At 58.9% G+C, this 9,570-nt stretch carries 13 protein-coding genes; 2 read left to right on the top strand and 11 right to left on the bottom strand.

Translation table 11 applies throughout. The features are described 5' to 3' along the window. A partial coding sequence (locus tag Q1J88_RS12320) for a methyl-accepting chemotaxis protein (RefSeq protein ID WP_301118021.1) occupies positions 1-651 on the top strand: 651 nt, incomplete at its 5' end. Beyond that, positions 651-1,151, top strand: a complete 501-nt coding sequence (locus Q1J88_RS12315) for a hypothetical protein (RefSeq protein WP_301118020.1) — start codon at positions 651-653, stop codon at positions 1,149-1,151. The genes Q1J88_RS12320 and Q1J88_RS12315, both read left to right, overlap by 1 nt. 49 nt (positions 1,152-1,200) lie before the next feature. On the opposite strand, the gene fliR is transcribed toward Q1J88_RS12315, so the two are convergent. The 11 genes from fliR to fliH are packed head-to-tail and all read right to left on the bottom strand — an operon-like array spanning position 1,201 to position 9,479. After that, on the bottom strand, positions 1,201-1,983 hold the full coding sequence (gene fliR, locus Q1J88_RS12310) for a flagellar biosynthetic protein FliR (protein WP_301118019.1): 783 nt from the start codon (positions 1,981-1,983) through the stop codon (positions 1,201-1,203). A 19-nt stretch (positions 1,984-2,002) separates the two neighbouring features. Next, on the bottom strand, positions 2,003-2,272 hold the full coding sequence (fliQ, locus tag Q1J88_RS12305; protein WP_301118018.1) for a flagellar biosynthesis protein FliQ: 270 nt from the start codon (positions 2,270-2,272) through the stop codon (positions 2,003-2,005). A 15-nt stretch (positions 2,273-2,287) separates the two neighbouring features. Continuing rightward, the gene (fliP, locus tag Q1J88_RS12300; protein WP_301118016.1) at positions 2,288-3,070 is read right to left on the bottom strand and encodes a flagellar type III secretion system pore protein FliP; all 783 of its coding nucleotides are present in this window, start codon (positions 3,068-3,070) and stop codon (positions 2,288-2,290) included. Next, positions 3,067-3,432 (bottom strand): flagellar biosynthetic protein FliO, encoded by a 366-nt coding sequence (fliO, locus tag Q1J88_RS12295; protein ID WP_301118015.1) that lies wholly within the window; start codon positions 3,430-3,432, stop codon positions 3,067-3,069. Before fliO ends, fliP begins: the two co-directional genes overlap by 4 nt. Before the next feature lie 3 nt (positions 3,433-3,435). Continuing rightward, complete coding sequence (gene fliN, locus Q1J88_RS12290; protein ID WP_301118014.1) at positions 3,436-3,963, bottom strand: flagellar motor switch protein FliN; 528 nt, start codon at positions 3,961-3,963, stop codon at positions 3,436-3,438. Further along, complete coding sequence (gene fliM, locus Q1J88_RS12285; RefSeq protein WP_301118013.1) at positions 3,956-4,966, bottom strand: flagellar motor switch protein FliM; 1,011 nt, start codon at positions 4,964-4,966, stop codon at positions 3,956-3,958. The genes fliN and fliM overlap by 8 nt, the downstream gene beginning before the upstream one ends. Beyond that, positions 4,967-5,413: a flagellar basal body-associated FliL family protein gene (locus tag Q1J88_RS12280; RefSeq protein WP_301118012.1), complete on the bottom strand. Its 447-nt coding sequence runs from the start codon at positions 5,411-5,413 to the stop codon at positions 4,967-4,969. 53 nt (positions 5,414-5,466) lie between these two features. After that, the gene (locus tag Q1J88_RS12275; protein ID WP_301118011.1) at positions 5,467-6,801 is read right to left on the bottom strand and encodes a flagellar hook-length control protein FliK; all 1,335 of its coding nucleotides are present in this window, start codon (positions 6,799-6,801) and stop codon (positions 5,467-5,469) included. 20 nt (positions 6,802-6,821) lie between these two features. Continuing rightward, entirely contained in the window at positions 6,822-7,265 is a 444-nt protein-coding gene (fliJ, locus tag Q1J88_RS12270; RefSeq protein ID WP_301118010.1) for a flagellar export protein FliJ, read from the bottom strand. Beyond that, a complete protein-coding gene (gene fliI / locus Q1J88_RS12265; RefSeq protein ID WP_301118009.1) occupies positions 7,258-8,718 on the bottom strand; it encodes a flagellar protein export ATPase FliI in 1,461 nt (486 codons plus the stop codon). Before fliI ends, fliJ begins: the two co-directional genes overlap by 8 nt. Further along, positions 8,715-9,479, bottom strand: a complete 765-nt coding sequence (fliH, locus tag Q1J88_RS12260; RefSeq protein ID WP_301118008.1) for a flagellar assembly protein FliH — start codon at positions 9,477-9,479, stop codon at positions 8,715-8,717. The genes fliI and fliH overlap by 4 nt, the downstream gene beginning before the upstream one ends. Positions 9,480-9,570: the final 91 nt, after the last annotated feature.

The following is a 9,570-nucleotide window of genomic DNA, read 5'->3' as shown; positions in this document are numbered from 1 at the left end:
GTCGAGGCCGCACGTGCCGGTGAGCAGGGCAAGGGCTTCGCGGTGGTGGCTTCCGAAGTGCGTGCACTGGCCCAGCGCAGCGCACATGCGGCCAAAGAGATCAAGGACCTTATCGAGGATTCCGTCAAGAAGGTGGCCGAAGGATCCGAGCAGGTCGAGCGTGCCGGTTCCACCATGGAAGAGATTGTTACTTCCGTTGCGCGAGTAACCGACATCATGGGTGAAATTTCTGCCGCCACGGTCGAACAGTCCAGTGGTATCGAGCAGATCAACCGCGCCATCAACCAGATGGACGGTGTCACTCAGCAAAACGCGGTGCTGGTCGAAGAGGCTGCCCGTGCGGCAGAAGAGCTCCGTCGCCATATTGGCCAAGTAGGTCAGGCAGTCTCCACGTTCCGCCTGGCATCCGGCCACCGTGTTATCGATGTTTCTCCAAAGGCTGATGACCGCCGCACCGCAAAGCCTGCGAAAGTGGCAGCTCCTGCTCGCCCGCCACTTGCCTCTCCAAGTTCCGAAGACTCTGGAAGCAAGCCCGCCATTCGTCCGGTAGCTGCGTCAGCAGGTACCCCTGCTAAGCCGGCTCCAGCGCTTGCCCCAGCCCCCGTCGCCACGAACACAAAATCAGTGGACGATGACTGGGAAGAGTTTTGATGAGTTCCTGCCCAAGGCCTGATATCCGGCGCAGCATCATCGTGCGTGTTGCGCGCACGATGATGCTGGCCGGTCTGCTGGCTGGTGTGGCGGCATGTTCCACTACCGGACGCCCATTTGATACATCGGAAATGCATCGGATCATTCCCGGCGAGACCACACTCGAACAGGCATCGGCCATACTGAAAGCGGACCCCGAAATTGTTTACCGGCAGCTGGACGGATCAGCTACAGCGAGGTGGTCCAGCAAGAACACCCTGCTTACCGACGCCATGTATTTTCGTCGTGAACTGTCGCTACGATTCGATACCGAGGGTCGCTACGAGCGTATCGTCGATCGCATCAATGTGATAGGCGACACCGGTACTGTGCCTCCTCCGGTAATCCCCAGGACAGATGCAGTCGACCAGGCCATGCCCCAAGCTGTTCACCGCGGCTTTCCCTATGGTCCTGCGCAGTATGCCGACGATTCACCGGTAGTTGTCTTGCCGGTACGCTAAAGTTTTCGTCGCTTCAGCTATTTGAACATGCCCGCTGTCCCCCGCCTTGTCACCAGGCAAGAGCGTGAATGAGCCGGGCCATGGCCTGATGGCCTTCTTCGAACAGGCGTGTCATGAAGGGCGCTGTCTGTGGCAGAACAATCATCAGCAGTATCAGGCCTACCATCAAGCTTATCGGGAAGCCCACGGCGAATACAGACAGTTGCTGCGCGGTTCTGTTAAGAATACCCAGGGCAAGGCTGATCGTCAGAAGCACAATGATCAACGGCAGGGCCAGAAGCATGCCCGAAACCATCACCTGTGCGCTCCACTCGAAAAGCACGCCCAAGCCGTCCACATTGAAGCCTGCCACGGCAGGCAATATCTCGAAGGTACGGATCAAGCCCCCCAGCATGAGCAGATGCCCATTCACCGCCAGAAACAGAAGCATGGCGATAACGTTCATGAGGCGGGCCAGCACGGCAGTATTGGCACCCGTGGCCGGGTCGAAGAAAGAGGCAAACGACAAGCCCATCTGCAGGCCGATGAATTCACCGGCTGTCTGTACAGCTGCAAAGGCAACGCGCATGGTAAGACCCAGGGCGATGCCTATGAAAACCTGTTGTGCGGCGATCCATAAGCCCTGATACGAGGCAGGAGAAATATCGGGTGCAGGGGGCAGCGCCGGAGCCACGGCAAGCGCCGTAAGAGCCGAGAGGCCTACTTTTACGCGGGCTGGTATGGATGACTCGCCGAATAAGGGCGCTGTGCCGACCAGTGCCATGATCCGCAGAAAAGGCCACAGAAAAGCATTGATCCAGCCATACAGCTGCTCTAACTCAAACGAGACCATATTCCGGGATGTGCTCTGGCTACGATACCAGACCGGGGAGGCTGGTAAAGAGCATCTTCATGTAATCGACCATAGTGCTGATAAGCCATGGTCCAAGAAGCACAAGGGCAATGCCCGCCGCCAAGAGCTTGGGAATGAACGACAGTGTCATTTCATTGATTTGGGTCGCGGCTTGAAAAATGCTGATTACAAGGCCCACGACAAGGACCACAAGCAACAGCGGGCCTGCCATGGAAAGCGCCACCTTCATTGCCATATAGGTCATGGACATTACGGTATCGGAGGTCATGCGCTTCCTCTGTATCTACTGATAGAAACTGCGGGCGAGCGAACCCAGCAAAAGATGCCAGCCGTCTGCCAGGACGAACAGCATCAGCTTGAAGGGCAGGGATATGGTGACGGGCGGCACCATCATCATGCCCAGGGCCATCAGGACGCTGGCCACCACCAGATCGATGATCAGAAAGGGAATAAAAACAGTAAACCCTATCTGGAATGCCGTCTTGAGCTCGCTTGTCACGAATGCAGGAACCAGAACTCTGAGCGGTACATCTGCCGCCGACTCGAATTCCGGGGCTTGTGCCATGTTTGCAAACAAGGCCAGGTCTGCTTCACGTGTCTGGTTAAGCATGAACGTGCGCATCGGCGCAGCCGCCCGTTCAAGGGCGGTCTCGAAACCGATGGTGCCTTCGCTCAGCGGTTGATATGCCTGCGAATATACGTCATCAAAAACCGGAGACATGGCAAAAAAGGTCAGGAACAGGGCGATGCCGATGAGAACCGTGTTGGGCGGCGAAGCGCCTGTCCCCATTGCGTTGCGCAACAAACCCAAAACAATGATGATGCGTGTAAAACCGGTCATCAGCAAAAGCATGGCCGGCAAAAACGACAGCATTGTCAGCAGCAGCAGTGTCTGGATGCTGAGTGTGTAGGTTTGCGCGCCGCTGGCGTCAGTCGTGGCGGTGAAGGCGGGTAGTGCCTGAGTAACACCACTTTCGGGGTAAAGCAGCAGGGCTAACCCAAGCCAGATCAGTATCTTGGGCAAGCGGAACGGAGTGGGACGATAAGGCACCGATACCTGTCTCATGGCTGCATGCTGGTTCGGCTTTTGCGGGGTCCCGACAATGCTGCACGGAGTGCTTGCGAGAAGTTGGGCTGCCGAGGCAGGTCGGATACAGATTCCGGCCCGGTGGTCAACTGTCCCGGCGGCATGGTATGCAACAAGGTTATTTGTTGCGGCGTGACGCCCACCACCAGTTGGGCGTCCTCAACCTGCACCACGACGATGCTCGAGCGCGCGCCCAGACTTTGAGCACCGACAATCTTGACCGCCTGCCCACCGCCTGCGCGCAGCAATCCCGTCCGGCGCAACAGCCACGCACCGGCCAGAATGATGAAAACAATGAACGCGAGACTGGCCACCATGCGCAGCGCGTCTGCTTCAGCCATGGTTTACCGCCTGCCGTTCAACCGGCTTAGCCGGTCCGAGGGAGTGATGATGTCGGTCAGACGAATTCCGTACTTGTCGTCGACGACAACGACTTCGCCTTGGGCGATGAGGTAACCGTTGACGAAGATGTCCATGGGTTCGCCGGCCAGGCCGTCAAGCTCTACGACTGAACCCTGACCCAATTGAAGAATGTTCTTGATGGTCAGACGGGTACGGCCCAGTTCGACCGACAGCTGGACCGGAATGTCCATGATCAGGTCGATGTCGCTTTCACCCTCGGCGGCTACGCCGGCCAATGGCTGAAAAAGATCGGCCACGGTAGAGGCGGCTGGCTGGGCCTTGGCTGCATTTTCGGCTGCGGTTTGTTCGGACAGTGCGGCGGCCCAGTCGTCGCTTTGCAGGCCTTCGGCCTGGGTTGGCGTTTCGGGATGGCCGGCAGTTTGTTCGGCGAATGCCTCAGCCCAATCCACATCCGCCTGCGTCTCGGGCACGTCGTTTTCGATATCGGAATCTTTCTTGGGATCAGTCATGGGATGTCGTGGGTTTCTTGAAATCAGGCTCGGAGTGAGACAGGACCTTCTGCACCCTCAGGGCGTACTGGCCATTAAAGGTGCCGTAAGTGCATTCCAGCACCGGTACGTTATCGGCGCTGGCTATGATTGTTCTGGGGATGTCGATGGGTAGTACGTCGTTGACCTTGAGCTTCATCAGCTCGCCAACCGTGGTGCTGATCGACGCAAATTCCGCTGTGAGTTCTACGTCGGCACTGCGTACCTGCCGCGACAATTGTTGCGTCCACCGCTGGTCAACGGCGTCCAGCGAAGCTTCTTGCAGCGGGCGCGTAAGAAGATCGCGCACGGGTTCGATCATGGAGTACGGCAGGCAGATGTTGAGATTGCCCCCTGAAGCACCCAGTTCGATGTTGAACGAGGTGACAACCACGATTTCGTTCCCGCTGGTGATACTGGCAAATTTGGTGTGCATCTCGGAGCGGATGTACTCGAACGTGATGGGGTACACACTTTGCCAAGCCTCACCATAACTTTCGAGCGTCAGGTTGAGCAGCCGCCGGATAATCCTTTGTTCGGTGTTGGTGAAGTCGCGACCTTCGATACGGGTTGTGTAGCGTCCGTGGCCCCCGAAAAGGCTGTCAATAACCAGAAACACCAGGTTGGGGTCAAACGTGAACAACGCAGCCCCGCGCAGGGGCTTCATTGTGACCATGTTCAGGTTGCTGGGCACGGGCAGGTTGCGTTCAAACTCCGAATACTTTTGTACCTTGATCGTAGATACCGTTATGTCGGCGTTACGGCGCATGAAGCTCAACAGCATTGATCGCAGGCGGCGTGCAAACCGCTCGTTGATGAGCTCGAGCGTTTGCATGCGGTGACGCACGACACGATCGGGTGAGCTCAGATCATAAGGCCGGACTCCCCCGCGTTCTTCAACCTGGGACTCTTCGCTGAATTCTCCGGTGACTCCGGCAATCAGCGCATCGACTTCGTCCTGGGACAGGAAATTCGAATAAGCCATTTATTGGATCACGAAAGCGGTAAACAGCACGCTCGAGATGCTGGGTACAGACATCTGTGGGGGGTATGGCGCCGCGAGAATCGTTTTCAGGCGCTCGACCAACGCGTCGCGGCCCTGGATGCTTTTAAGATCGGAAGCAGAGTGTTGGGCCAGTTCTGCCAGGACACGATTGCGTACCTCCGGCATGTACTGCACCAGGATGGTGTGCGAGCGTGTTTCGTCAAGGCGCAGGGTAAGTTCAGTATAGAAGATCTGGCTGTTGCGTTCGCCCTGCAATGTCACGGTGAACGGCTCCAGAGCCAAGTAGATGGGCCCGCCAACCGCCGGCTGTTCTGGCTCTTGGGAGATCAATAGAGGTTGACCTTGGCCAAAGAAATAGTAGTAGGCGGCGCCCCCGCTGACAACGAGCAGGATCAGAACGAGCAAGATGGTATTGATGATACGCATGGCGTTGATAGAGTCAGCGGATAACGAGGGGGTGAATCATGATGGGCGAGGTCTCAGGCGAAAGTGTCGACGAGGGCATTCGTGGTGACGGTGCGCCGTGATGAATTGGCGGCATCAGCCACCATGGTGTCGCTGCCGCCCGCGGGGCGCTGCCCGCTTCCGGAGTGACCCGTTTCGCTATCAGAGTGGAATCCGGCCTGACCCTGGTCTCCGACGTGGGTATCTCCCAGCGAGATCCCGGCCTGTGCCAGGTGCTGGCTCAATTGGGGCAGGGCAGACTCAATCGCCTGTCTGACCGACGCGTGCGCAGACACGAACAAGGCACTGGCCATGCCATCATTCAGGCTCAGGGAGATGCGTAGCGGGCCAAGTTCGGGGGGATCCAAACGCATTTCAACGGTTTGGGTACCATTTTGGCTGTCCAGAGCCACGCGCACGACCTGTCGACTGAAGTCGGTGCTCCAGCCGGGTTGCTGAACAGGTGTGGCAATGGTGGGCGAAGTTACGGCCGAAGCGGAGGTTGGCGTGGGGAAGGCGTTCAAGGCTGCTGGACTGACTGGGGCAGCGGGCTGAATGTCTGCCGTGGTTGTCAGGCCTGGATCGCTGCCGGCAAGGGGAGCGTGTTCTTGCGGTTGTCCCTGCATTGCCGGCAAGACAAAGCCAGTTTCGCCCCGCTGAGGGGTGACACGGGGTGCTTTATTTCCCGACATGCTTCCACTGGTAGTATCCATGCGCTTGTTTGGCGCTGCAACTGTCGTGCCGGCGGGCAAGGAGCTGTTGGCTGCCTGGCGCGAGCCGTGCTGGCTGATGGCCTGACCTGTTTGCAGGCTGTTTGGGAGGCCGTTGCCCACCGTTGCAATGGAGGGCAAGACTGAGCTGGGGTCCGCCGATGCCGGACGGTTGCTGGCAGCGTCTGACGCTTTCGCCTGCGGGTCAAGAGCTTTTTCTGACGCGTGTGTTGCGATCTGCGGTTTGGCGACGCGGGGTGCAGTAGACGGCTCAAGTTCAGCACGCTTGGCGGATCGGGCGTCTTGCGTGTCGGCGCCGCGTGCGCGTGCCTGATCACGCGCATGTAGCGCGATTTCAAGCGCGATCTGGGGCAGCGCTGAAGCGGTCTCTTCTTCGCTATGCGGATTGTCTTTCTTGCCCACTGTAGCGGACGTATCTTTGGACTTGCCAACTTCGCCTTCGAGGGGGCGCGAGGCTTTGCCGGACGGATCGGCCACTGCCGCTTCGGGAGGCGGGGCGTCTGTTTGCGATGATGACCGGTCGGCCAGGACGGTGGCGAAACTGTTTCCCTGAGCAGTGTCCGTCTCGCCCGAGACAGCCCTGTGCTCGGCGTGAGGTTTAAGGCCAGGAACCATGGCGGCAATGGTCGGAGAATTCATGGCGTTGCTCAGAGTTAGTGCTAACGGACCAGCCCGCGGCGACCGCGAGCAGACATTTCATCATTCAGGCGCTGTTCACGTCGTGCCTCGATGACGGCCTGGTCGCGCAACCGGCGCGTTTGCAGTGTTTCATACGAATTGAGGCGCCGCTTTTCAGCTTGCCACGCGTCGCGACCCTGCTGCAGCCTGGCGTCAAGCTGCTCCAGTATCTTATTTTGCTGTGAAATCGCGTCATCCAAAGTGGCGATAAACTGCCTAAAATTGTGATAGTTCGAAGCGGTCAGCCCGGATTTTGATTCTTCCTGAAGCCGTTCTGCGTAGTCCTTGCGATACGAATGCAGGGCATCAAGCTGTTGCTGGGCGTCGTGACGCGCCTTCACCAGTTTGGCCAGTTCCCTTGCGGCTTCGTCCGTGTCGTTACGGGCCATGTCGATCAGCATGTTCAGGGTCGAGCTTTTAGCCATGAGCGGCCTCCGTCAATTCGTGGCCCAGTACAGCGGCCAGTTCTTGCGTCGCACGCTCGTAATCCACGCGCTGTTCAATGCCTTGCTGCAGGAAGGCCTCCAGCCAGGGGTACTTTTCGATGGCTTCGTCAATTCTGGGATCGTTGCCACGGGTATAGGCGCCGACGGCGATAAGGTCGCGGTTGCGCTGGTACCTCGAGAGCATTTGCTTGAACTCGTGCACCATGCTGAACTGACTGGGCGGCACGACAGCAGACATCACACGCGAAATCGAGGCCTCGACATCTATGGCCGGATAGTGGCCCGATTCGGCAAGGCTTCGGGACAGCACGATGTGGCCATCCAGAATTGCACGGGCAGAGTCTGCGATGGGGTCCTGCTGATCATCGCCTTCGGTGAGCACGGTATAAAACGCTGTAATGGAGCCGGCGGGTCGTCCTTCGACAGAAGCTCCGTTTCCGGCACGCTCCACCAGTGCCGGCAACTTGGCAAATACTGAAGGTGGATAGCCTTTGGTGGCTGGCGGCTCGCCAATGGCCAGTGCGATTTCGCGTTGCGCCATGGCGTAACGGGTCAGTGAGTCCATGATCAGCAGAACGTGCTTGCCCTGATCCCTGAAGTATTCAGCCAGACGTGTCGCATACACCGCCCCTTGCATGCGCAGCAGAGGTGAGACGTCTGCCGGGGCTGCCACCACAACCGACCGCCGCAGGCCGTCTTCACCCAGGTTGTGTTCGATGAATTCCTTGACCTCGCGTCCGCGTTCTCCGATCAGCCCCACCACCACAATGTCGGCCTGGGTATAGCGGGCCATCATTCCCAGCAGCACACTCTTACCTACACCGGACCCGGCGAACAGGCCCATCCGCTGACCTCTTCCGACGGTCAGCAGGCCGTTAATGGCTCGTACGCCGACGTCCAGGGCAGTATTGATGGGCGCGCGTTCCAGAGGATTGATGGGCTCGGCAACCAGTGGAGCGGGACGCACGTCTTGAAGCGGGCCCAGATCGTCAAGGGGGCGCCCGGCGCCGTCTATGACGCGGCCGAGCAGGGCGTCGCCTACAGGAAGGTGGCGCGTCTGGCTGCTGATGGGGTTTTCGCTGGTGTCGTGTGAGGGCAGGGGAATCGGGGTGCGCAGCCCGGCCTCGACCGGCACTACACGAGCCCCCGGCGGCAGGCCTGAAATATCGCTTTGGGGCATCAGATACAGGGTGTGCCCGTTAAAGCCCACCACTTCGGCGTCGGCCCAATGATTCTGTCGCGGTGCGATCTCAATCTTGCACGCTGCGCCGACAGCCAGTCTCAGTCCTGTGGCTTCCAGTATCAGGCCCGTTGCCCTGGTGACGCGGCCTGTAGCGTGCCAGGATTCGACGTGTGCTACACGGCGGCTTCCGATGGCCAGTTGCATGCGCCAGCGGTCAGCAGCGGTTTCAAGGCGTGATGTGGCGTTCATGCAGACACATTCCAGGGCATGCTGTGGCCCAGCGCGGCTACGACGCGTTGCCAGCGCGTTTGCAAGGTGGCATCGATGCTTCCCAGCGTGGTCTCGGCCACACAGCCGCCACGCTCGATGGTCGAGTCGCCTTGCAGACGCCAATGGCGTGCGATGGGGTCATCCGAGATGTGTGCCTGGACCAGTGCCAGATCTTCTGGATGAAGCCGTAAGCGAAGGAGGCCTTCCTGGCCCCCATCAAGATGGAGGATGTCGTGAATGGTTTCGAGTATTTTCTCGGGTTCCGTGGCCAGGGTTGAACGTATGACCTGCTGCGCGATGCTGATCGCCAGGCGGATCAGTGCCTGGCCTGTTTCGGCCTCGATATTGTGGAGTGACTGCGTGCAGTTCTGCAGCAGGGACGACAAGTGCCTGGCTTCTTCTGCATTTTTTACGCGTCCTTGTTCCAGGGCTTCTTGCCTGCCGGCTTCCATTCCCTCTGCGCGGCCCTCTTCAATACCCTTGGCGTGGCCTTCGCTCAACCCCTGTTCAAACCCTTTCTGATGGCCCTGGGCAAGTCCCTCGGCAAAGCCGGCCTGTCTTGCTTCTTCCTTTAGCCGGGCGATTTCATCGTGAACATGCTGAGGCAAGGCAGGTGTGTGATCGTCCAGTGATTCAGTTGCTGTCCCGGCGGCGGCAGCGGGTACGACGGACCCCATCTCCCAGCGGCGCCAGGCTTCTGTTTCATATGCACGTAATGCCTGGCGAGCGGGGTTAGACATATTCGTCGTCTCCACGGCGGCTTAGTGAGAACTGGCCGGCTTCGGCCAGGCGTCTGGCCACCTGAAGTATGGTCTTTTGTGCCTCTTCGAC

Origin of the sequence: Pusillimonas sp. (genome assembly GCF_029263785.1) — a bacterium.
Classification (GTDB): Bacteria; Pseudomonadota; Gammaproteobacteria; order Burkholderiales; family Burkholderiaceae_B; genus Pusillimonas.
Note: the sequence above shows the minus strand (reverse complement) of the source record. Positions and strands in the feature narration are given on the sequence as shown.

What these genes read in the sequence shown, in the direction of transcription:
- fliJ (WP_301118010.1), bottom strand. Translation starts at nt 7,265, where the DNA reads ATGGCTAAAAGCTCGACCCTGAACATGCTGATCGACATGGCCCGTAAC.
- fliM (WP_301118013.1), bottom strand. Translation starts at nt 4,966, where the DNA reads ATGGCTTATTCGAATTTCCTGTCCCAGGACGAAGTCGATGCGCTGATT.
- fliN (WP_301118014.1), bottom strand. Translation starts at nt 3,963, where the DNA reads ATGACTGATCCCAAGAAAGATTCCGATATCGAAAACGACGTGCCCGAG.
- Q1J88_RS12275 (WP_301118011.1), bottom strand. Translation starts at nt 6,801, where the DNA reads ATGAATTCTCCGACCATTGCCGCCATGGTTCCTGGCCTTAAACCTCAC.
- fliI (WP_301118009.1), bottom strand. Translation starts at nt 8,718, where the DNA reads ATGAACGCCACATCACGCCTTGAAACCGCTGCTGACCGCTGGCGCATG.
- Q1J88_RS12315 (WP_301118020.1), top strand. Translation starts at nt 651, where the DNA reads ATGAGTTCCTGCCCAAGGCCTGATATCCGGCGCAGCATCATCGTGCGT.
- Q1J88_RS12280 (WP_301118012.1), bottom strand. Translation starts at nt 5,413, where the DNA reads ATGCGTATCATCAATACCATCTTGCTCGTTCTGATCCTGCTCGTTGTC.
- fliO (WP_301118015.1), bottom strand. Translation starts at nt 3,432, where the DNA reads ATGGCTGAAGCAGACGCGCTGCGCATGGTGGCCAGTCTCGCGTTCATT.
- fliQ (WP_301118018.1), bottom strand. Translation starts at nt 2,272, where the DNA reads ATGACCTCCGATACCGTAATGTCCATGACCTATATGGCAATGAAGGTG.
- fliR (WP_301118019.1), bottom strand. Translation starts at nt 1,983, where the DNA reads ATGGTCTCGTTTGAGTTAGAGCAGCTGTATGGCTGGATCAATGCTTTT.
- fliP (WP_301118016.1), bottom strand. Translation starts at nt 3,070, where the DNA reads ATGAGACAGGTATCGGTGCCTTATCGTCCCACTCCGTTCCGCTTGCCC.
- fliH (WP_301118008.1), bottom strand. Translation starts at nt 9,479, where the DNA reads ATGTCTAACCCCGCTCGCCAGGCATTACGTGCATATGAAACAGAAGCC.